Source organism: Pseudomonas sp. MYb541, from assembly GCF_037479595.1.
Lineage (GTDB): Bacteria > Pseudomonadota > Gammaproteobacteria > Pseudomonadales > Pseudomonadaceae > Aquipseudomonas > Aquipseudomonas canadensis.
The window spans coordinates 73,248-95,268 of record NZ_JBBGYS010000015.1 but is presented as its reverse complement, the minus strand read 5'-3'; the positions used below and the strand labels follow the sequence as shown (position 1 = coordinate 95,268).

The 22,021-nt window shown below is 60.5% G+C and carries 15 protein-coding genes; 12 read left to right on the top strand and 3 right to left on the bottom strand.

Features of this window, described 5'->3' with window-relative positions:
• Nucleotides 1-33: 33 nt before the first annotated feature.
• The 4 genes from WH299_RS11710 (at nt 34) to guaA (ending at nt 4,853) form a co-directional block, all read left to right on the top strand.
• Nucleotides 34-801 carry a sulfite exporter TauE/SafE family protein gene (locus tag WH299_RS11710; RefSeq protein ID WP_068937983.1) on the top strand — a complete coding sequence of 256 codons (768 nt, stop codon included), beginning with the start codon at nt 34-36 and terminating at the stop codon, nt 799-801.
• Between the two features lie 154 nt (nt 802-955).
• Nucleotides 956-1,504 (top strand): hypothetical protein, encoded by a 549-nt coding sequence (locus tag WH299_RS11705; protein WP_028617835.1) that lies wholly within the window; start codon nt 956-958, stop codon nt 1,502-1,504.
• A 221-nt stretch (nt 1,505-1,725) separates the two neighbouring features.
• Nucleotides 1,726-3,195, top strand: a complete 1,470-nt coding sequence (gene guaB, locus WH299_RS11700) for an IMP dehydrogenase (RefSeq protein ID WP_010207937.1) — start codon at nt 1,726-1,728, stop codon at nt 3,193-3,195.
• Nucleotides 3,196-3,275: 80 nt separating this feature from the next.
• Complete coding sequence (gene guaA, locus WH299_RS11695; RefSeq protein WP_028617834.1) at nt 3,276-4,853, top strand: glutamine-hydrolyzing GMP synthase; 1,578 nt, start codon at nt 3,276-3,278, stop codon at nt 4,851-4,853.
• A 198-nt stretch (nt 4,854-5,051) separates the two neighbouring features.
• On the opposite strand, the gene treR is transcribed toward guaA, so the two are convergent.
• Nucleotides 5,052-5,756: a trehalose operon repressor gene (gene treR, locus WH299_RS11690; protein ID WP_028617833.1), complete on the bottom strand. Its 705-nt coding sequence runs from the start codon at nt 5,754-5,756 to the stop codon at nt 5,052-5,054.
• A gap of 238 nt (nt 5,757-5,994) precedes the next feature.
• Here treR and treP point away from each other — a divergent pair, with 238 nt between their 5' ends.
• The 5 genes from treP to WH299_RS11665 all read left to right on the top strand — a co-directional run bounded on the left by treP (nt 5,995) and on the right by WH299_RS11665 (nt 13,363).
• The gene (gene treP, locus WH299_RS11685; RefSeq protein ID WP_323624739.1) at nt 5,995-7,437 is read left to right on the top strand and encodes a PTS system trehalose-specific EIIBC component; all 1,443 of its coding nucleotides are present in this window, start codon (nt 5,995-5,997) and stop codon (nt 7,435-7,437) included.
• A gap of 117 nt (nt 7,438-7,554) precedes the next feature.
• The gene (treC, locus tag WH299_RS11680) at nt 7,555-9,201 is read left to right on the top strand and encodes an alpha,alpha-phosphotrehalase (RefSeq protein ID WP_126570709.1); all 1,647 of its coding nucleotides are present in this window, start codon (nt 7,555-7,557) and stop codon (nt 9,199-9,201) included.
• Between the two features lie 94 nt (nt 9,202-9,295).
• Nucleotides 9,296-10,516 carry a maltoporin gene (locus WH299_RS11675; RefSeq protein WP_339550323.1) on the top strand — a complete coding sequence of 407 codons (1,221 nt, stop codon included), beginning with the start codon at nt 9,296-9,298 and terminating at the stop codon, nt 10,514-10,516.
• 49 nt (nt 10,517-10,565) lie between these two features.
• Nucleotides 10,566-13,082: a phosphoenolpyruvate--protein phosphotransferase gene (gene ptsP, locus WH299_RS11670; RefSeq protein WP_339550322.1), complete on the top strand. Its 2,517-nt coding sequence runs from the start codon at nt 10,566-10,568 to the stop codon at nt 13,080-13,082.
• A gap of 2 nt (nt 13,083-13,084) precedes the next feature.
• Nucleotides 13,085-13,363 (top strand): PTS transporter subunit EIIB, encoded by a 279-nt coding sequence (locus WH299_RS11665; protein WP_123478467.1) that lies wholly within the window; start codon nt 13,085-13,087, stop codon nt 13,361-13,363.
• Between the two features lie 125 nt (nt 13,364-13,488).
• On the opposite strand, the gene mltF is transcribed toward WH299_RS11665, so the two are convergent.
• Nucleotides 13,489-14,949 (bottom strand): membrane-bound lytic murein transglycosylase MltF, encoded by a 1,461-nt coding sequence (gene mltF, locus WH299_RS11660; protein WP_028617827.1) that lies wholly within the window; start codon nt 14,947-14,949, stop codon nt 13,489-13,491.
• A 287-nt stretch (nt 14,950-15,236) separates the two neighbouring features.
• Here mltF and purL point away from each other — a divergent pair, with 287 nt between their 5' ends.
• From purL to WH299_RS11645, 3 genes are all read left to right on the top strand, one after another.
• Nucleotides 15,237-19,133, top strand: coding sequence for a phosphoribosylformylglycinamidine synthase (gene purL / locus WH299_RS11655; protein WP_123478468.1), 3,897 nt, complete (start codon nt 15,237-15,239; stop codon nt 19,131-19,133).
• Nucleotides 19,134-19,137: 4 nt separating this feature from the next.
• Nucleotides 19,138-19,449 carry an NGG1p interacting factor NIF3 gene (locus WH299_RS11650; protein WP_323624743.1) on the top strand — a complete coding sequence of 104 codons (312 nt, stop codon included), beginning with the start codon at nt 19,138-19,140 and terminating at the stop codon, nt 19,447-19,449.
• A gap of 467 nt (nt 19,450-19,916) precedes the next feature.
• Nucleotides 19,917-20,195, top strand: coding sequence for a DUF6124 family protein (locus WH299_RS11645; RefSeq protein ID WP_339550321.1), 279 nt, complete (start codon nt 19,917-19,919; stop codon nt 20,193-20,195).
• 104 nt (nt 20,196-20,299) lie between these two features.
• Here WH299_RS11645 and nagE read toward each other — a convergent pair whose 3' ends face one another.
• Nucleotides 20,300-22,006: an N-acetylglucosamine-specific PTS transporter subunit IIBC gene (gene nagE, locus WH299_RS11640; protein WP_339550320.1), complete on the bottom strand. Its 1,707-nt coding sequence runs from the start codon at nt 22,004-22,006 to the stop codon at nt 20,300-20,302.
• Nucleotides 22,007-22,021: the final 15 nt, after the last annotated feature.

Genomic DNA, 22,021 nt, shown 5'->3' with positions numbered 1-22,021 from the left:
AAAGTGAAGGCCATCTCTAATAAGGAATGACCCATGAACCCGGTTGAGCTGATGAGCCAGTGGTCGTTTGGTGGTGTGGATTGGCTGGTGATCGGCCTGGGCATTGTCGTGGCCTATATCGTGTTCGGTATCGCGGGATTTGGCACCGCCTTGGTGGCGGGGCCGTTGCTGATCCTGTTCATGCCGCTGTCGAAGATCATCCCACTGCTGGTGCTGCTGGATTTTGTCGCAGCGTTTGGCAACCTGCTGCAATCGCGGCAGGACGTGAACAAGCCGGAGCTGCTGCGCTTGCTGCCGTGCATGGCGATCGGTTGCACACTGGGCGTGGTGTTTTTGCTCAATCTGCATTCGGACCTGCTACTGCTGCTGATGGGCTTGTTTATCAGCGTCTATGCGGTCTACAGCTTGGCAGTGAAGGCACGGCCAGCCCAACTGGCGGCGGGTTGGTCGGTTCCCATGGGCACCGTCGGTGGTTTGTTCGGCGCATTGTTTGGCAGTGGCGGCTTTCTCTATGCGATCTATCTCAATAGCCGCCTGCCCAAGGACGCCGCGCGCGCCACCCAGAGTGCGTTGATCAGTTGCAGCACGGTGGTGCGTCTGAGCCTGTTCCTGGTAGCCGGGGTGTATGCTGATTTGCCGCTGTTGATGTTGGCGGTGTGCCTGCTGCCGGCGATGGCCCTCGGGCTGTGGTGCGGGCGTAGGCTGACGATGCGCATGTCGCGTGAGGCGTTTGTAAGGTTGGTGACGTGGTTGGTGCTGGCGAGTGGGATTGCGTTGATTGGGCGTTACTTGAGCACTTGACCTCATTTTTTCAGGGATTAAGCTGCCAGCCTTCAGGGCCTCTTCGCGGGCAAGCCCGCTCCCACATTCGACCGCATTTCTCCTGTAGGAATGCGGTCACCTGTGGGAGCGGGCTTGCCCGCGAAGGCGTCAGACGCCACACCGCAGGACTCTCATGAATTCCCAAAGCATCCTTGTCCCGAAAATCTCCACTTTGCCCGTCCACGAACCCCGCGCCCGGGCAATCGTGCGTTGGCTGGTGCGCAAGAACATCATCAAGGAAGAACTCACCACTTGCGGCCGTACCGGCAACCGCATGGGCTATGCCCTCGCCGATGGCGCTCGCGCCGTGGTGTTGTACCCCGAGGCGCTGCCGTTCAACGAGCCGATCAACGGCCTGGAGATCATCTACAAGCGCTGCATCTACACGCCGGCCAAGGGTTTTCTCGAAGAAGCCGGTTGCCCGGAATGCCGCAAGGAAGTCGGTGAAGCCCTGTTCGAAAGCCTCGAAGACTGGATGCCCGGCCACACCGACAACTTCACCTGCCCGCTGTGTGGGCATGAAGACGACATCAATGGGTTCCTGTTCCTACAGCAATGCGGGTTTTCCAACCTGGGATTTATCTTCAACAACTGGGCGGAGGCCGGGTTCAAGCAGAGTTTTATCGACGAATTTGCCGATTGGCTGGACCAGAAGATGAGTTGGGTCAAAGTCGAGTTGTAACTCACTGCGGCGCCCCCCTGTAGGAGCCCGGCTTGCCGGCGCTGGCGCCCAATGGTCGAGCGCCAGGCTCAAGGGCCTCATCGCCGGCAAGCCGGCTACTAAAGAGGGCTGTTTTTCCCCATCTATCAGTATTACCAAGTTTGTCAGAGTTTTACATTGAGCCCGGCAGGGTGCATGTATATAATGGCGCGCTTCCATTTTCCCGCTCGGGAGCCCCCGCGATGCTGCGTATCAGCCAAGAAGCTCTGACATTCGACGACATTCTCCTAGTGCCCGGTTATTCCGAGGTGCTTCCTAACGAAGTCAGTCTCAAGACCCGCCTAACCCGTGGCATCGAGCTGAATATTCCCCTTGTTTCCGCTGCCATGGACACCGTCACTGAAGCCCGTCTGGCCATCGCCATGGCTCAGGAAGGCGGCATCGGCATCATCCACAAGAACATGACCATCGAGCAGCAAGCTGCCGAAGTGCGCAAGGTCAAGCGTTACGAAGCCGGTGTGGTGAAAGATCCGATCACCATCGAAGCCGACGCCACCGTGCGTGACCTGTTCGACCTGACCCGCCTGCACAACATCTCCGGTGTTCCGGTGCTGCACGATGGCGACCTGGTCGGTATCGTCACTTCCCGTGACGTGCGTTTTGAGAACCGTCTTGAAGTCACCGTCCGTGAAGTGATGACGCCCAAAGAGCGTCTGGTCACTGTCAAGGAAGGCGCCGACAAGAACGATGTGCGCGAACTGCTGCACAAGCACCGCATCGAGCGTGTGCTGATCGTCGACGACAAATTCGCCCTCAAAGGCATGATGACCGTCAACGACATCGAAAAAGCCAAGGCTTACCCGCTGGCCAGCAAGGATGACCAAGGTCGTCTGCGCGTTGGCGCGGCGGTCGGCACCGGTAAAGACACGGGCGACCGCGTTTCGGCCCTGGTCGCTGCCGGCGTTGACGTGGTGGTGGTCGACACCGCCCACGGTCACTCCAAAGGCGTGATCGACCGCGTGCGTTGGGTCAAACAGAATTTCCCTGAAGTGCAAGTGATCGGCGGCAACATCGCCACCGGCGCTGCCGCCAAGGCCCTGGCCGAAGCGGGCGCGGATGCGGTCAAGGTCGGTATCGGCCCAGGCTCGATCTGCACCACTCGTATCGTAGCGGGTGTGGGCGTGCCGCAAATCAGCGCCATCGCCAACGTCGCCGCAGCCCTTGAAGGCACTGGCGTACCGTTGATCGCCGACGGCGGCATCCGTTTCTCCGGTGACCTGTCCAAGGCCATCGTAGCCGGTGCTTCCTGCGTGATGATGGGCTCGATGTTCGCCGGTACTGAGGAAGCGCCAGGCGAGATCGAACTGTTCCAGGGCCGTTCGTACAAGGCTTACCGTGGCATGGGTTCGCTGGGCGCCATGTCCCAGGCGCAAGGCTCTTCCGATCGTTACTTCCAGGACTCCTCGGCAGGCGCCGAGAAGCTCGTCCCGGAAGGCATCGAGGGCCGTGTTCCTTACAAAGGCACCCTGAGCGCGATCATCCACCAACTGATGGGCGGCCTGCGTTCCTCGATGGGCTACACCGGCAGCGCCGACATCGAAGAGATGCGCACCAAGCCAGAGTTCGTACGGATCACCGGCGCCGGCATGGCTGAATCCCATGTCCACGACGTGCAGATCACCAAGGAAGCGCCAAACTACCGCGTAGGTTGATGCTTCCAGCAAACTGTTAAGTAACCGGGGCTGTTCTTCAGCCCCGAGTTGTTTCTGATTCATTAGACGAGACTGACTTCATGGCCCTCGACATTCACGCCCACCGCATCCTGATCCTCGATTTCGGTTCCCAGTACACCCAACTGATCGCCCGCCGCGTGCGCGAAATCGGCGTGTACTGCGAACTGCATCCGTTCGACATGGACGACGAAGCGATCCGCGAATTCGCACCGAAAGGCGTCATCCTCGCCGGTGGCCCCGAGTCCGTGCACGAAGCCAACAGCCCGCGCTGCCCGCAGGCCGTATTCGACCTGGGCGTACCGGTCTTCGGCATTTGCTACGGCATGCAAACCATGGCCGAGCAACTGGGCGGCAAGGTCGAAGGTTCCGAGCTGCGTGAATTCGGTTATGCCCGTGTCGACGTGGTCGGCAAGAGCCGCCTGCTGGACGGCATCGAAGATCATGTCGACGCCGACGGCCTGTTCGGCCTCGACGTGTGGATGAGCCACGGTGACAAGGTCACCAAGATGCCGGAAGACTTCCATATCCTGGCCAGCACCCCGAGCTGCCCGATCGCCGGCATGTTCAGCGACGAGCGCCGCTACTACGGCGTGCAGTTCCACCCGGAAGTGACCCACACCAAGCAAGGCGGCCGCATCCTGTCGCGCTTCATCCTCGACATCTGCGAGTGTGAAGCCCTGTGGACCCCGTCGAAGATCGCTGAAGACGCCATCGCCCAGGTTCGCGCCCAGGTCGGCACCGACAACGTATTGCTCGGCCTGTCCGGCGGCGTTGACTCCTCCGTGGTCGCAGCCCTGCTGCACAAAGCCATCGGCGACCAACTGACTTGCGTGTTCGTCGACAACGGCCTGCTGCGCCTGCACGAAGGCGAGCAAGTAATGGCCATGTTCGCCGAGAACATGGGTGTCAAAGTGATCCGCGCCAATGCTGAAGATCAGTTCTTGAACAACCTGGCCGGCGAGTCCGACCCGGAGAAGAAGCGCAAGATCATCGGTCGCACCTTCATCGACGTCTTCGATGCCCAGTCCAACAAACTGGACAACATCAAGTTCCTCGCCCAGGGCACCATCTACCCTGACGTGATCGAGTCGGCCGGTGCCAAGAGCGGCAAGGCCCACGTGATCAAGTCCCACCACAACGTGGGTGGCCTGCCTGAGGAAATGAACCTCAAGCTGGTAGAGCCGCTGCGCGAACTGTTCAAGGACGAAGTCCGCCGTCTGGGCCTGGAACTCGGCCTGCCGTACGACATGGTCTACCGCCACCCATTCCCAGGCCCGGGCCTGGGCGTGCGGATCCTCGGTGAAGTGAAAAAGGAATACGCCGACCTGCTGCGTCGCGCCGACCACATCTTCATCGAAGAACTGCGCAAGGCCGACTGGTACCACAAAGTCAGCCAGGCATTCGTGGTGTTCCAGCCGGTGAAATCGGTTGGCGTTGTCGGTGACGGTCGTCGTTACGCCTGGGTCGTGGCCCTGCGTGCCGTAGAGACCATCGACTTCATGACCGCACGTTGGGCACACCTGCCGTACGAACTGCTGGAAACTGTCAGCGGCCGTATCATCAACGAGATCGAAGGCATTTCGCGCGTGACTTACGACGTGTCGAGCAAGCCGCCGGCGACGATTGAGTGGGAGTGATCCTGCAGTAGCAGGTGAACGCTGAACAACAAAACCCCGGCCATGTGCCGGGGTTTTGTGTTTATGGAATACGGTAAATGGATCGCCCCGATTCTCTGTAGGAGCTGGCTTGCCAGCGATGAGGCCCATGAATGATGTGGCGGGTTCAAGGATGCCATCGCTGGCAAGCCGGCTCCTACAGAGGGCGCGTCAGGCTGCTCAGCGCCGCGCAATATCCGAAAAGTAAAACTTATCCAACGTATGCCGCGACTCGGTGTACTCGAACTGCCGCCCGTCCTGCAAAAACGTCTGGTTACTCACCACGATCACATGGCTCTGCCCTTCGAGGTCGAGGTGTGTCTGGTCGTCCTTGCCGCGTGGCAGGGCTTCGATGGTGCGTTGGGCGTAGGCGATTTGCAGTTGCAACGTCTGTTCGATAAACGCGTAGATCGACTGTTCGGCGATGTCGCGGTCCAACCCCGGAATCACCTCGGCAACGAAATGGTTGATGTCGAGGATCACCCGTTTGCCGCCGATGCGCCGTACCCGTTTGATGCGGGTGATCAGGGTGCCGGGTTCGGCTTCGATGTGTTGCAGCAGTGAGCCTTCCAGCGGGAATTGAGTGAACTCGACCACTTCGGTGCGTACGTCATCGCCCAGGTCGGCGTGGGTTTCGTGGAAGCTGACGATGCCGCCCAGTTGGAACTCGATCGGGTTGGGCGACAACACGAAAGTGCCCTTGCCGTGGATTTTTTGCGCAAAGCCACGCTCCTGCAACTGCTCGATGGCCCGACGCACGGTGCCTCGGCTGGCCTGGTAGCTGTCCATCAGTTCTGTTTCGGAGGGAAGGCGTGTGCCGCGCTGCAGGCGTTCGGTGGTGATGCTGGCAAGCAGATCCGTATAGATCTGGTTGTATTTGCTCATGGGGATGGCTCTTTGCCGGGGTTGCGGTCAAGGCAGGAACCTTAGTGGCAGAGCGGGGGTTTGTCCATTAGACCCTTGGATTTATGCGGCTTGTAGCCATGCGCTGTCCTACAAAAAATAAACAAAATGTAACTCGTACAGACGAGTTGTTGCTTTAACTCGTACAGACGAGTACTTTTGCCCTCGGCGTGCTGCCAATGACTGCCCCCAAATAAAAAAATCAAAGTGGAAACCAAGCATGAGCCACGACTATTCGACTATCGCCCGCGAGATTCTCGAGAACCTCGGGGGCACAGGCAACCTTGAGCAAGCTGCCCACTGCGTCACCCGTCTGCGCCTGGCGCTCAAGGACCCGAGCCTGGTCAACGGCAGTGCGCTGAACCAAGTGGATCTGGTCAAGGGCTCGTTCTTCACCGGCGGCCTGTTCCAGGTGGTGATCGGCCCCGGCGAAGTGGAAAAAGTCTACGCCGCCCTGCGCGAGCAGACCGGTCTCGCTGCCGCCACCATCGCCGACGTGAAGAAGAAGGGCGCCGACAAGACCAACGCCATGCAGCGTCTGGTGCGGGTGTTCTCCGACGTGTTCATGCCGATCCTGCCCGCGCTGATCATTGCCGGCCTGTTGATGGGCGTGAACAACCTGATGGGCGCCAAGGGCATGTTCATCGAGGGCAAGACGTTGCTGGAGGCCTACCCGAATCTGGATGGCCTGTGGAGCCTGATCAACCTGATGGCCAACACCTCGTTTGTGTTCCTGCCGGCGCTGGTGGGCTGGTCGGCGGCCAAGCGGTTTGGCGGCAGTGAAATCCTCGGCATCGTGCTTGGCCTGATGCTGGTGCATCCGGACCTGCTCAACGCCTGGAACTACGGCAAGGCGGTCGCCGGTCTCGACGGCCAGAGCCTGCCGTACTTCGATATTTTCGGCTGGTTCCAGATTGAAAAAGTCGGCTACCAGGGGCAGATCCTACCGATCCTGATGGCCGCCTATGTGATGAGCGTGATCGAGAAATGGTTGCGGGCGCGAGTGCCCAACGCGATTCAATTGCTGGTCGTGCCGATCACCACCATCGTCGTCACCGGCGTGCTGGCCCTGGCCATTATCGGTCCGGTAACGCGTCACCTCGGCATCCTGATCACTGAAGGCGTGGTCACCTTGTTCGACCTGGCACCGATGGTCGGCGGGGCGATTTTCGGCCTGCTGTATGCGCCGTTGGTGATCACCGGCATGCACCACATGTTCCTCGCCGTGGACCTGCAGCTTATTTCTACTCAGGGCGGCACCTTTATCTGGCCAATGATCGTCATGTCCAACCTGGCCCAGGGCAGCGCTGCGCTTGCGGTGTTCTACATGACCCGTAATGCGCGGGATAAAAGCATGGCGTCGACCTCGGCGATTTCGGCTTACTTCGGCATTACTGAGCCGGCGATGTTCGGGGTGAATTTGCGTTTCAAGTTTCCGTTCTATGCCGCCCTGGTGGGCTCGGCGCTGGGCAGCATTTTCCTGTCGTTGAACAAGGTGCAGGCATCGGCGATCGGCGTGGGTGGCTTGCCTGGGTTCATTTCGATCGTGCCGCACTCCATCGCCATGTTTGTGATCGGGATGGTTATCGCGATTGTCGTGCCGTTTGTTCTGACCTGTGCGTTGAGCATGAAGATTGTTCGGCCGGGGTATCGCGTTGCCTGAACTATCGCTATCGGGGGCAAGCCCCCTCCCACATTTGAAATGCGTTCCCATGTGGGAGGGGGCTTGCCCCCGATGAGGCCAGAGAGGCCAGCACCAAATCAACTGAAGGAACCCACCATGCAAGACTGGCAACACTCGGTGATCTACCAGATCTACCCGAAAAGCTTCCACAGCCATGCGGGTAACGCCACCGGTGACCTGCTGGGCATCGTGGACAAACTCGACTACCTCAAATGGCTGGGTGTCGACTGCCTGTGGATCACCCCGTTCCTGCGCTCGCCGCAACGGGACAACGGCTACGACATCAGCGACTACTACGCCATCGACCCCAGCTACGGGACCATGGCCGATTGCGACCTGCTGATCAGTGAAGCGGCCAAGCGCGGCATCAAGTTGATGCTGGATATCGTGGTCAACCACACCTCCATCGAACACGAATGGTTCCAGCAGGCACGCAGTAGCCTCGACAACCCTTACCGCGATTTCTACATCTGGCGCGACCAGCCGAACAACTGGGAATCCAAGTTCGGCGGTTCGGCTTGGGAATACGAGGCGCAAACCGGCCAGTACTTCCTGCACCTGTTCGACCACACCCAGGCCGACCTGAATTGGGACAACCCCAAGGTGCGCGCCGAAGTGTTCAAGCTGATGCGCTTCTGGCGCGACAAGGGCGTGGGCGGCTTCCGCCTGGATGTGATCAACCTGATCTCCAAGCCCGCCGATTTCCCCGAAGACAACACCGACGGCCGCCGCTTCTACACCGACGGCCCGAACGTGCACGACTACCTGCAGGAAATGCACCGCGAAGTCTTCGAAGGGCACGACTTGATCAACGTCGGCGAGATGTCGTCCACCAGCCTGGAACACTGCATTCGCTATTCGCGACCGGAGTCGAAGGAGCTGTCGATGACCTTCAACTTTCATCACCTGAAAGTCGATTATCCGAACCTGCAGAAATGGGTGAAGGCCGATTTTGACTTCCTGCAACTCAAGCGGATCTTCTCCGACTGGCAACTGGGCATGCAGGCCGGTGGTGGCTGGAATGCGCTGTTCTGGTGTAACCACGACCAGCCACGGGTGGTCTCGCGTTTCGGCAATGACGGCGAGCATCGCGTGGTCTCGGCCAAGATGTTGGCGACTGCGCTGCATTTCCTCCAGGGCACGCCGTATGTGTACCAGGGCGAAGAGCTGGGCATGACCAATCCGGGCTTCGACCGGATCGAGCAGTACCGAGATGTGGAGACCCTGAACATCTTCCGCCTCAAGCGCGATGCGGGTGAGTCCAAGGCATCGAGCATGGCCGCGATCATGCAGAAGTCCCGCGACAACGGCCGTACGCCGATGCAGTGGAGTGCCGGGGAAAACGCCGGTTTCAGCAGCGGTGAGCCGTGGATTGGCATTCCGGCCAACGCGGCGCAGATCAACGTCGAAAGCCAACTGGATGACCCGGACTCAGTGCTGCATCACTACCGCGCGCTGATCGCCTTGCGTCGTCACGAACCGCTGATCCAGGAGGGCGTGTATCGCGAACTGCTGCAGGAGCATTTGCAGGTCTGGGCCTACCTGCGCGAGGGCCATGGCGAACGCCTGCTGGTGCTGAACAACTTCTACGGCACGCCCTGCGAAATCCAGCTGCCGGACAACGTGATCAACCCGGCCGGCGAACAGCGCCTGCTGATCAGCAACTACCCCGACTGCCCGCAACGTACCGCCACGGTAGCGCTGCGTCCCTATGAATCCTTCGTCCTGCACCTGAAAGACTGAAACACCGCCACCCACTGTAGGAGCCGGCAAGCCGGCTCCTACAAGGGAGCGTGCACCAAGCAATAACAATAAGAAAAAATATTAGGAGCGTTTTATGAAAACAAAAATAAAGCTGGGCCTCGTTGCGTCTTGTCTAAGCCTGCCGTTTGGCGCTCAAGCCCTGGAATTTGCCGGTTACCTGCGCAGCGGCGCGGGCACCTCGACGGGCAGCGGTCCACAGCAATGTTTCCAACTGCCGGGGGCGCAAACCAAATACCGCCTGGGTAACGAATGCGAACAATACGCCGAGCTGGAACTGCGCCAGGATCTGCTCACCCTCGACGACGGCTCGGTGCTCAGCGTCGATGCCATGGCATCGCTCTACAACAAGTACGACCGTGAGCTAAAGTTCCAGGGCGAAAACAATGGCTCGGCGCGCATGCCGCAGATGTATGCGCAATGGTCCAACCTGCCCAGCCTCAATGGCGGTTCGGTGTGGGCCGGTCGGCGTTACTACAAACGAAACGACATCCATATCTCAGACTTCTACTACTGGAACCAGAGCGCCACGGGTGGAGGTATCGAGGACGTGCTGATCGGCGACCTCAAGTACAGCTACGCGATTTCCCGCAAGGACAACCTGTACCAGAAGGTATACGCCACCCGTCACGACTTCAACGTCGCAGGTTTCAAGACCAACCCCGGCGGTGAGCTGGAATTGGGCTTGAGCTATATCGAAAAAGCCGGCGGACGCGACACCAACAGCGGTTGGGCGATCACCGCGCAGCACGTGCAAAAACCTTTCCTCGGCGGCAAGAACAAGTTCGCTTTGCAGTACGGCGAGGGCCCCGGCACCGGCCTGGGTTACACCGGCAATACCTTCCTGGACAACAGCAGCAAAAGCTACCGCGCCGTGGAGTTTTTCGACTGGCAGGTGACCCCGCGTTTTGGCGGGCAGATCGAGGCCGTGTATCAGAAAGACATTCGCCCAGGCTCAAGCGACCAGACCTGGATGTCCCTCGGTGTGCGCCCGGCATACGCCATCAGCGAGCAATTCAAACTGGTCACCGAGCTTGGGCATGATCAAGTCGAGGCCACGGGCGGAACGCGCAAGCTGAGCAAATTTACCTTCGCCCCGACCTGGTCGCCCAAAGGCCCGGATTTCTGGGCTCGTCCGGAGGTGCGCTTGTACTACACCTATGCAACCTGGAACGAAGCGGCCAAGCGTGCGGCGAATGAATTGGCGGCGGGGTCGGCGTTGTCCGATACCGGTGCCTATGGCACGGCGCGACATGGGTCGAACTTTGGCGTGCAGGTTGAGTACTGGTGGAAGTAATCCTTCCTCCGCTCAATGATATCTACAGAACAAAACAACAGGTGAAGTCATGACCACAACTCAACCCCTGGAATTGCTGGCGCCCTTGTCGGGTGTGCTGCTGGCGCTGGACAAGGTGCCGGACCCGGTTTTCTCCAGCCGCCTGATCGGCGATGGCCTGTGCATCGACCCCACGTCGCAGACGCTCTGCGCGCCGCTGGCCGGGGTGATCAGCAATATCCAGGACAGTGGGCATGCGGTCAGTGTCACCGACGACAACGGCGTCCAGGTGCTGATGCATATCGGCCTGGACACCGTGAACCTGGCGGGCCAGGGTTTCACCCGGTTGGTGCAGGAAGGCCAGCGGGTGGAGGTCGGGCAGCCGTTGATCGAATTCGATGCCGACTACGTGGCACTCAACGCACGCAGTTTGCTGACCTTGATGCTGGTGGTCAGCGGCGAGCCCTTCAGCCTGTTGGCGGACGGCCTGGTGGAAATGGGCCAGCCGCTGTTGCAGTTATCCCCAAGTGCGGTCGTGGAAGCAGCGGACGAAGAGGAGGGCGATGCATTGTTCTCCAAGCCGCTGACCTTGCCCAACGCCAACGGCCTGCACGCCCGCCCGGCAGCGGTATTTGCCCAGGCGGCGAAAGGTTTCAACGCCAGCATTTACCTGCACAAGCAAACCCAGAGTGCCAACGCCAAATCGCTGGTGGCGATCATGGCGTTGCAAACCGTGCAGGGTGATACCTTGCAAGTGAGCGCGGCGGGCGAGGACGCCGAGGCGGCGATCAAGGCGCTGGTGGTCTTGTTGGCTGAAGGCTGTGGCGAGGTAGTGGCAAGCATTGCCGAGCCGGTCGCAACGCAGTCGCCGGCAACCTTGCTGCGGGGCGTGTGTGCATCACCGGGCTCGGCGTTTGGTCAGGTCGTTCAAGTGACCGAACCGGAGCTGATCATCACGGCGCAAGGCACGGATGAAGCAACGGAACGCGCTGCTTTGACGCGCGGCTTGCTCGCCGCCACTGAAGCGTTGCAGGTGTTGCAGGACAAGGCGGCTGGCAGCGCTCAGGCCGAGATTTTTCGCGCGCATCAGGAGTTGCTCGAAGACCCGACCTTGCTGGAACATGCCCACCGCCTACTGGCTGAAGGCAAGAGTGCCGCGTTCGCCTGGAACAGTGCGACGCTCGCGACCATCAAGTTATTCCAGGGGTTGGGCAACGCGCTGATCGCTGAGCGTGCGGCAGACTTGGCGGACGTCGGCCAGCGCGTGCTGAAACTGATCCTGGGCATCCAAAACAGCGCCTGGGCGTTGCCGGAGCGCGCGATCCTGATCGCCGAACAACTGACGCCTTCACAGACCGCCAGCCTGGACACACGCAAGGTGCTGGGGTTTGTCACTGTCGGTGGTGGCGCGACCAGCCACGTCGCAATCCTCGCCCGTGCCCTGGGCCTGCCGTCTATCTGCGGTGTTTCGGCTCAGGTGTTGGCGGTGGCCAATGGCAAGCAGGTGCTGCTCGACGCCGACAAAGGCGAGCTGCACCTCGAACCGAACCTGGCCGAAATCGAGCAGCTGGACGTTGCGCGTAAACAACAGGTGCTCCGCCATCAGCGCGATGTGGCGCAGGCGTCGTTACCCGCCACTACCCGCGATGGTCATCACGTTGAAGTCACTGCCAACGTGGCTTCGTTGCAGGAAGTCGAGCAATCCCTGACCCTCGGCGGCGAAGGCGTCGGCCTGCTGAGATCGGAGTTCCTGTATCTGGATCGCAACCGTGCCCCAAGTCCTGACGAACAGGCAGCGACCTACACCGCGATCGCCCGTGCCCTGGGCCCCGAACGCAACCTGGTGGTGCGCACCCTCGACGTGGGTGGCGACAAACCCTTGGCCTATGTGCCGATGGACGCCGAGACCAACCCCTTCCTCGGTCTGCGCGGCATCCGTTTGTGCCTGGAACGCCCGGAACTGCTGCGCGAACAATTTCGCGCGATCCTCGCCAGCGCCGGTTTTGCACGGCTGCACATCATGTTGCCGATGATCAGCCTGCTGTCGGAACTGCACCTGGCGCGCAGGATCCTTGAAGAGGAAGCATTGGCGCTGGGGCTCACCGAGTTGCCAAAGCTGGGCATCATGATTGAAGTGCCGTCCGCCGCGCTGATGGCGGATGTGTTCGCGCCCCATGTGGATTTCTTTTCTATCGGCACCAACGACCTGACCCAGTACACGCTCGCCATGGACCGCGACCACCCGCGCCTGGCCAGTCAGGCCGACAGCTTCCATCCGGCGGTACTGCGCCTGATTGCCGCCACGGTCAAGGCTGCCCACGCCCATGGCAAGTGGGTGAGTGTGTGCGGCGCGTTGGCGTCCGAGGCGCTGGCGGTACCCGTATTGCTCGGGCTGGGTGTGGACGAGTTGTCGGTCAGCGTGCCGTTGATCCCCACCATCAAAGCCACCGTGCGCGAGCTGGACCTGGCTGACTGCCAGATCATCGCCCGCCAGGTCCTGGGCCTGGAAGGAGCCGCCCAGGTGCGTGAGGCCTTGCGCCAATATCACGCGGCCACCGTAGAAACCTCACCTGTCGTGGAGCACTGAGTATGTTCGAGAAATTGCAGCGGGCGTTCTGGAAGGCCCTGACGCCGGATTTGATTGCCGAGACAGTCACTGCGCCGACGCAGAGCCTGTTGTCGGCCGAGGTGCTGAACGCATTGGGTGGGGCGGATAACCTCAAGTCGCAGCAGCGTGTGGCGCTGACGCGGGTGAGGGTGCAGTTGCAGGAGGCGGCGAAGGTGGATGCTACGGCGTTAAAGGCAGCGGGGGTGCCAGGTGTGATGGTGCTGACGGGCGGAGTGGTGCATCTACTCACCGGCCTTTGAGCCAGCTCGAAATCCAAATGTGGGAGGGGGCTTGCCCCCGATTGCAATGTATCTGTCAGCTTATTTGTAGCTGACACACAGCTATCGGGGGGCAAGCCCCCTCCCACATGAATTTTGCTGTGTTCTTACAGTTGCGGGTTATCTTCTGGCGGCTTGGTCTTGTCCACACCCGGCACATGCAAGTTGCCTTCGACCACCTGGTTGCCTTCCAACTGCGGCTGGGTCACCCAGGTGAGGATGTCGTAGTAACGCCGGATGTTTGCCACGAAGTGCACCGGCTCCCCACCGCGGGCGTAGCCGTAGCGGGTCTTGCTGTACCATTGCTTCTGCGACAGGCGCGGCAGCATCTTCTTCACGTCCAGCCACTTGTTCGGGTTCAGGCCTTCACGTTTGGCCAAGGTGCGGGCATCTTCCAGGTGACCGGTGCCGACGTTGTAGGCGGCGAGGGCAAACCAGGTGCGATCCGGCTCGGCAATGCTGTCGTCCAATTCATCCTTGATCTTGGCCAGGTACTTGGCGCCACCCATGATGCTTTGCTTGGGATCCAGGCGGTTGGACACGCCCATCGCCTGGGCGGTGTTCTGGGTCAGCATCATCAGGCCGCGCACGCCGGTCTTGGAGGTGACGGCCGGCTGCCATAGAGATTCCTGATAGCCGATAGCAGCCAACAGGCGCCAATCGACCTTTTCTTCCTTGGCATAGGCGCGGAAGTGTTTCTCGTACTTGGGCAAACGCTGCTGCAGATGTTGGGCGAAGGTGTAGGCGCCTACATAACCCAGAACATCGACATGCCCGTAGTAGCGGTCTTTCAGACGCTGCAACGTGCCGTTCTTCTCGACTTTATCCAGGTAACTGTTGATCTCGTTGAGCAGGCTGTTGTCTTCGCCGGCGGCCACCGCCCAACTCTGGTTGCTGGCGTTGCCCAGGTCGAACGCCACGCGCACGTTGGGGAAGTACACCTGGTTCATCGCCACTTCGTTGGAGTCCACCAGGGTCAGGTCGATTTGCCCTTCGTCCACCATGCGCAGCAGGTCGACCACCTCAACAGCGTCGGATTCTTCGTATTCAATCGCAGGATTCTGCTTTTTCAGCGCCGCCAGTTGCTCGGCGTGGGTGCTGCCCTTGAGCACCATGATCTTCTTGCCCACCAAATCGGCCGCGTTGGTCGGGCGCGACTGGCCGTTGCGGTAGATGATCTGCGGGGTGACTTCTAAATAAGGGTGGGAGAAACGCACCTGCGTCTGGCGCTGCTCGCTGCTGACCAGGCCGGCCGCTGCGAGAACCGGGCCGTTGGGCTTGCCCAGTTGGCCGAACAGGTCGTCGAGGTTGTCGGCGGTCTCGATCTCCAGCTTCACGCCCAGGTCATCGGCAAAGCGCTTGACCAGTTCGTATTCGAAACCGGTTTCACCGTTGCGGTCCTGGAAATAGGTCGCCGGGCTGTTCCGGGTGACCACCCGCAATACGCCATCCTCCTTGATTCGCTCGAGCGTGCTGGGTTTATCAACACAGGCGCTGAGCATCAGGAAGAGTCCGGTGGCGATGAGCCATTTGGCGCATCGCGGGCGCAAAGCAGTTGGGGAGAACATCTGCGCAGTATACGCAAACGGCCCACGGCGCCATATCTCGACAGCGCGGGTCTTGTCTGCTAGCGCCGGTAAAACTGTGCTGCAGCCCGCAGAAACGGGGCTTGGCGAGGGATTGTGACGGTTAAAATAACTGCGCCGGATGCCGGGCATGCCCCCTCTAAAGGGGTGTAATCCGGCCAACTGACGTCCGGCAGCAGCCACCGGTAGCGTTTCGGGTGCCGTTGGCGGCGGTTTACGCTAGAATGCACGGCCTCAAAGCACACCCCCTTCCCGAGGCTGTCCCGAAGATGTTGATCCTGCGCGGCGCTCCTGCCCTTTCTGCCTTTCGCCACAGCAAACTCCTTGAGCAACTGAGCCAAAAGGTTCCAGCTGTTACAGGCCTGTACGCTGAATTTGCTCACTTCGCCGACGTTACCGGCGTGTTGACCGCCGACGAACAGCAAGTGCTGGCACGCCTTCTGAAGTACGGCCCAAGCGTTCCGGTTCAAGAGCCTAATGGCCGCTTGTTCCTGGTTCTGCCGCGGTTCGGCACCATCTCGCCCTGGTCGAGCAAGGCCAGCGATATCGCCCGCAACTGCGGCCTGGAAAAAATCCAGCGCCTGGAGCGTGGTATCGCGTTCTACGTCGCCGGCCAGTTCAGCGATGCCGAAGCCGAGCTGATCGCCAGCAGCCTGCACGACCGCATGACCCAGATCATCGTCAGCCAGCTGGAACAGGCTGCCGGCCTGTTCAGCCACGCCGAGCCCAAGCCGCTGACCGCGATTGACGTGCTCGGCGGTGGCCGCGCCGCCCTCGAGAAGGCCAACACCGAGCTGGGCCTGGCCCTGGCTGAAGACGAAATCGACTACCTGGTCAACGCCTTCAACGGCTTGAAGCGCAACCCGCACGACATCGAACTGATGATGTTCGCCCAGGCCAACTCCGAGCACTGCCGTCACAAGATCTTCAACGCCAGTTGGGACATCGACGGCGAAAGCCAGGAAAAAAGCCTGTTCGGCATGATCAAGAACACCTACGTGATGCACAGCGAAGGCGTTCTGTCGGCTTATAAAGACAACGCCTCGGTGATCGTCGGCTCCGTCGCCGGCCGCTTCTTCCCGGACCCTGAAACCCGCCAGTACGGCGCGGTGCAGGAGCCGGTGCACATCCTGATGAAGGTTGAGACCCACAACCACCCGACCGCGATTGCCCCGTTCCCGGGCGCAGCCACCGGTTCCGGCGGCGAAATCCGTGACGAAGGCGCTACCGGTCGAGGCGCCAAGCCAAAGGCGGGCCTGACCGGCTTCACCGTGTCCAACCTGCAGATCCCAGGCTTTGAACAGCCGTGGGAAGTGCCGTACGGCAAGCCTGAGCGCATTGTTACCGCGCTGGACATCATGATCGAAGGCCCGCTGGGCGGCGCCGCGTTCAACAACGAATTCGGACGTCCGGCGCTGACCGGTTACTTCCGTACCTTCGAACAATCCATCACCACCCCGCGTGGCGATGAAGTGCGCGGCTATCACAAGCCAATCATGTTGGCCGGCGGCATGGGCAACATCCGTGAAGAACACGTCAAGAAAGGCGAGATCCTGGTCGGCTCCAAGCTGATCGTGCTCGGCGGCCCGGCGATGTTGATCGGCCTGGGCGGCGGCGCGGCTTCCTCCATGGCCACCGGCACCAGCTCGGCAGACCTGGACTTCGCTTCCGTACAGCGCGAAAACCCAGAGATGGAGCGTCGCTGCCAGGAAGTCATCGACCGTTGCTGGCAGTTGGGTGACAAGAACCCGATTAGCTTCATCCACGACGTCGGCGCGGGTGGTCTGTCCAACGCCTTCCCGGAACTGGTCAATGATGGCGACCGTGGTGGCCGTTTCGAACTGCGCAACATTCCTAACGACGAGCCGGGCATGGCCCCGCACGAAATCTGGAGCAACGAATCCCAGGAGCGCTACGTTCTGGCAGTCGGCGCTGAAGACTTCGCACGCTTCCAGGCCATCTGCGAACGCGAGCGTTGCCCGTTTGCGGTAGTCGGCGAAGCCACTGCCGAGCCACAGCTGACGGTTACCGACAGCCACTTCGGCAACAGCCCGGTGGACATGCCGCTGGAAGTGCTGCTGGGCAAAGCCCCGCGCATGCACCGTTCGGCTGTACGTGAAGCCGAGCTGGGCGATGATTTCGACCCAAGCCAACTGGAACTGGCCGACAGCATCGAACGCGTGCTGCACCACCCGGCCGTGGCGAGCAAAAGCTTCTTGATCACCATCGGCGACCGCACCATCACCGGCCTGGTGGCCCGTGACCAAATGGTCGGCCCGTGGCAGGTTCCGGTGGCTGACGTTGCCGTTACCGCCACCAGCTTCGACGTCTACACCGGTGAAGCCATGGCCATGGGCGAGCGTACACCGCTGGCCCTGCTCGACGCTCCGGCGTCGGGCCGCATGGCCATTGGTGAAACCCTCACCAACATCGCGGCTTCGCGCATCGGTAAATTGTCCGACATCAAACTGTCGGCCAACTGGATGTCGGCTGCCGGTCACCCGGGTGAAGACGCCCGTCTGTACGACACTGTTAAGGCAGTGGGTATGGAACTGTGCCCTGAGCTGGGTATCACCATTCCGGTGGGTAAGGACTCCATGTCCATGGCCACCCGTTGGAACGAAGACGGCATCGACAAGACGGTCACCTCGCCGCTGTCGCTGATCGTCACCGGTTTTGCACCGGTCACCGACATCCGCCAGACCCTGACCCCGCAACTGCGCATGGACAAGGGCACCACCGATCTGATCCTGATCGACCTGGGCCGTGGCCAGAACCGCATGGGTGCGTCCATCTTGGCGCAAACCCATGGCAAGCTCGGCAGCCAGGCACCGGACGTCGATGACGCCGAAGACCTGAAAGCCTTCTTCGCCGTGATCCAGGGCCTCAACGCCGACGGCCACCTGCTGGCTTACCACGACCGTTCCGACGGCGGCTTGCTGACCAGCGTTGTCGAGATGGCCTTCGCCGGTCACTGCGGTCTTAACATCGTGCTCGACAGCGTTGCCGAGGCAGCGTGCGAGATCAACGGCATCCTGTTCAACGAAGAGTTGGGCGCGGTGATCCAGGTTCGCCAGGACGCTACCCCGGACGTACTCGCCCAATTCAGCGCCGCTGGCCTGGACGACTGCGTGGCCGTGATCGGCCAGCCGATCAACAACGGCGAGATCAACATCTCGTTCAACGGTGACACGGTGTTTGCCGGCCAGCGTCGTCTGCTGCAACGTCAGTGGGCCGAGACCAGCTACCAGATCCAACGCTTGCGTGACAACGCCGACTGCGCCGAACAGGAATTCGACGTGATCCTGGAAGAAGACAATCCGGGCCTGAGCACCAAGCTCAGCTTCGACGTCAACCAGGACATCGCCGCGCCTTACATCAAGAAAGGTATCCGCCCACAGGTTGCCGTACTGCGTGAGCAGGGCGTCAACGGCCAGGTGGAAATGGCGGCTGCGTTCGACCGCGCCGGCTTCAATGCGATCGACGTGCACATGAGCGACATCCTCGCCGGTCGCGTTGACCTCAACGAGTTCAAAGGCCTGGTAGCCTGCGGCGGTTTCTCCTACGGCGACGTGCTGGGTGCCGGTGAAGGCTGGGCCAAGTCGGCCCTGTTCAACAGCCGTGCCCGCGATGCGTTCCAAGGCTTCTTCGAGCGCAACGACAGCTTCACCCTGGGTGTGTGCAACGGTTGCCAGATGATGTCCAACCTCAGCGAACTGATCCCGGGCAGCGAGTTCTGGCCGCACTTCGTGCGTAACCGTTCCGAGCAGTTCGAAGCCCGTGTCGCCATGGTGCAGGTGCAGGAGTCCAACTCGATCTTCCTGCAAGGCATGGCCGGTTCGCGCATGCCAATCGCCATCGCTCACGGTGAAGGCCATGCCGAGTTCGAAAGCGAAGAAGCGTTGCTGGAAGCCGACCTGTCCGGCACCGTCGCCCTGCGTTTTGTCGACAACCACGGCAAGGTCACCGAGACCTACCCGGCCAACCCGAACGGCTCGCCGCGCGGCATCACCGGCCTCACCAGCCGCGACGGTCGCGTTACCATCATGATGCCGCACCCGGAGCGTGTATTCCGCGCCGTGCAGAACTCATGGCGTCCGGAAGAGTGGAACGAAGACGGCGCCTGGATGCGCATGTTCCGCAACGCCCGCGTGTGGGTGAACTAAGACGGTGTACAAGCTCGCCTTCTTTGTACCCGCAAGCCATGTGGAGACGGTGAAAACCGCCGTCTTTGCCGCTGGCGGCGGGCGCATCGGCAACTACGACAGCTGCGCCTGGCAAGTGCTGGGCCAGGGCCAATTCCGCGCGTTGGATGGCAGCCAGCCGTTTATCGGGCAGGTGGGTCAGGTTGAAGTGGTTGAAGAATGGAAGGTTGAGCTGGTGGTGACGGATGAATTGATCGTGGCTGTAGTGGCTGCGCTCAAACTCAGCCATCCGTACGAGACACCGGCCTATGAGGTGTGGCAGTTGGCGGATATCTGATTCGTTGGCTGCATAAACAAGAAACCCGCTGGGCCAGTTTGGTCAGCGGGTTTTTTGTCGGCTGTTAGGGCCTCATCGCGGGCAAGCCCGGCTCCCACATTCGACCGCGTTGTCATGTCGTACATCAATCACTGTGGGAGCTGGCTTGCCTGCGATGGCGTCGGTACAGGCGCCTCAGATCTTTCCCACAGGTCTTTCAGGTTGTCCCTCGGAACTCCTCTCACTAATCTTCGCCAGTCGCTGCCAATTCAGCGACCGGGACTGCAAGCCCGCCGAAATCATGTTGGGAGCTAAGAAGCGCCGCTATAATCGTGGCGTTTTTCATGGTCATCATTTTGTGGTGGCTGTGCGTGGGAGACCTTCGGGTCTGCCGAGATGCTCCTGACTCGGTCTTGCAGACCCGCGCACAGCTGCCTCCCATCATCTGCAAGTGATGTAGGCAGCTCCTATTTTTCAGGAGTTTTGCCATGATCAAAGACAGTCCAAATCCCCCATCCAATTCTCTTCACACAGACCAACTCTTTACCCTAAGACTCAGCCTCGACAGCGAAACCCTGCTCGCCAATGCCGCCCAGGATATTGCTTCAGTGCAGGCACTGACGGGCCATTTGGCCTTTGAAGTCGACGGTGTCCAACGAGATATCGCACTAGCAGTTCACCGGATGCTCGAAGGTATCCAATTGATGGTGGATCGAGTGTTGGACATGAATGAGAGTCCTGGTCTCAACACTCCAGTCTCCAGTTAAGGCCAATCGCAGGCAAGCCAGCTCCCACATTTTGAATGTATTCACAGATAAAAAATGTGGGAGGCGGGCTTGCCCGCGATGGGGCCTGTTCAGGCAAAGATTTGTTAGGCCCCAGCCCCAATCTGGCGACCGCTGACCAACCGCTCCAACGCGTCACCCAAGCCCGACGCTTTGTCACCAACCAACAGGTGCCAAACACCGCTGTCCAACTGGCTCACACCCTGGCAACCCAGCGCGGTCAGGTCCGCTTCAGACAACACCGAGTCATCCCCCAATTCCACCCGCAGCCGGGTCATTGCCACGGCGTCCAGTTGGCGAACATTGCCTCGGCCACCCAAGGCATTCAGCCATTTCTCGGCCTCTTGCACATTCACTGCTACGGGCTTATCCACAGGCGCCAGTTGCACGGGTGCGCTGGCAACAAACGAAGGCATGGCCAAGCGAATCTCATCAGCAATGCTATCCGCCATCGGCCCAACCACCACCTGCAAGCTCCCGCCGTTCCCCGGCCGAACCACGGCCATGGCACCCAGCGCTTTCAGCTCCGCGTCCACCGCTTTGTTGCGATCCACCATGTCCAACCGCAGGCGGGTTGTGCAGGCGCCGACGCTCAGCAGATTCTCCGCGCCGCCCAGCGCCTGGATGTAAGCCGTGGCCCGCTGGTTTTCACTCATCGCTTCGGCCTGCACCACCTGGATATCTTCACGCCCCGGTGTTTTCAGGTTGAAGCGGCGAATGCAGTAGTTGAACACGCTGTAATAGATCAGCGCATAGGCCAACCCAACCGGGAACACCAGCCAACCATTGGTGGACTTGCCCCAACCCAGCACCATGTCGATAAACCCACCGGAGAAGGTAAAGCCCAGGTGGATATTCAGCATATTGGTGACCGCCATCGACAGGCCGGTCAGCACCGCATGGATCAGGTACAGGAACGGCGCGAGGAACATGAACGCGAACTCAATCGGCTCGGTCACGCCCGTCAGAAACGAGGTCAACGCCATGGACAGGAAAATCCCGCCCATCACTTTACGGCGTTCAGGCAACGCATTCCGATACATCGCCAAACACGCAGCCGGCAGGCCAAACAGCATCACCGGGAACATGCCGGTCATGAACTGGCCGCCTTTCGGGTCGCCGGCAAAATAACGGGTGAGGTCGCCAGTGACCACCGCGCCGGTCACCGGATCAGTAAAGGTGCCAAACACAAACCAGGCCATATTGTTGAGGATGTGGTGCAGCCCGGTGACGATCAGCAGGCGGTTGAACACGCCAAACACAAACGCACCCAGGCTGCCGCTTTCCATCAACAACACGCCGAAGCTGTTGATGCCGTGCTGGATCGGCGGCCAGATCAAACCAAAGATCACGCCCAATCCGACCGCACTGAACCCGGTGACGATCGGCACAAACCGTCGCCCACCAAAGAACGCCAGGTACTCCGGTAGCTTGATGTCCTTGAAGCGGTTGTAAAGCCCGCCCGCCATCAGGCCGCTGGCGATACCGGCAAGCATGCCCATGTTGATAGACGTGTCCATCACCTTGAGCGTGGAGACCATCACCAGGTAACCAATCGCACCCGCCAAACCGGCCGTGCCGTTGTTGTCGCGGGCAAACCCCACGGCGATGCCGATAGCGAAGATCAGCGCCAGGTTAGCGAAGATCGCTTGCCCGGCGTCGTGCATCACCGCGATGTTCAAAAGATCGGTGTCGCCCAGGCGCAGCAAGAGGCCGGCGATCGGCAGGATCGCAATCGGCAGCATCAGTGCACGGCCCAGGCGTTGCAGGCCTTCGATGAAATGTTGGTACATGGCGAGTCTCCTTTT

Coding starts and splice junctions, on each gene's coding strand:
- guaB (WP_010207937.1), top strand. CDS start 1,726: ATGCTGCGTATCAGCCAAGAAGCTCTGACATTCGACGACATTCTCCTA.
- treR (WP_028617833.1), bottom strand. CDS start 5,756: ATGAGCAAATACAACCAGATCTATACGGATCTGCTTGCCAGCATCACC.
- purL (WP_123478468.1), top strand. CDS start 15,237: ATGTTGATCCTGCGCGGCGCTCCTGCCCTTTCTGCCTTTCGCCACAGC.
- WH299_RS11705 (WP_028617835.1), top strand. CDS start 956: ATGAATTCCCAAAGCATCCTTGTCCCGAAAATCTCCACTTTGCCCGTC.
- mltF (WP_028617827.1), bottom strand. CDS start 14,949: ATGTTCTCCCCAACTGCTTTGCGCCCGCGATGCGCCAAATGGCTCATC.
- WH299_RS11645 (WP_339550321.1), top strand. CDS start 19,917: ATGATCAAAGACAGTCCAAATCCCCCATCCAATTCTCTTCACACAGAC.
- WH299_RS11675 (WP_339550323.1), top strand. CDS start 9,296: ATGAAAACAAAAATAAAGCTGGGCCTCGTTGCGTCTTGTCTAAGCCTG.
- ptsP (WP_339550322.1), top strand. CDS start 10,566: ATGACCACAACTCAACCCCTGGAATTGCTGGCGCCCTTGTCGGGTGTG.
- guaA (WP_028617834.1), top strand. CDS start 3,276: ATGGCCCTCGACATTCACGCCCACCGCATCCTGATCCTCGATTTCGGT.
- WH299_RS11665 (WP_123478467.1), top strand. CDS start 13,085: ATGTTCGAGAAATTGCAGCGGGCGTTCTGGAAGGCCCTGACGCCGGAT.
- nagE (WP_339550320.1), bottom strand. CDS start 22,006: ATGTACCAACATTTCATCGAAGGCCTGCAACGCCTGGGCCGTGCACTG.
- treP (WP_323624739.1), top strand. CDS start 5,995: ATGAGCCACGACTATTCGACTATCGCCCGCGAGATTCTCGAGAACCTC.
- treC (WP_126570709.1), top strand. CDS start 7,555: ATGCAAGACTGGCAACACTCGGTGATCTACCAGATCTACCCGAAAAGC.
- WH299_RS11710 (WP_068937983.1), top strand. CDS start 34: ATGAACCCGGTTGAGCTGATGAGCCAGTGGTCGTTTGGTGGTGTGGAT.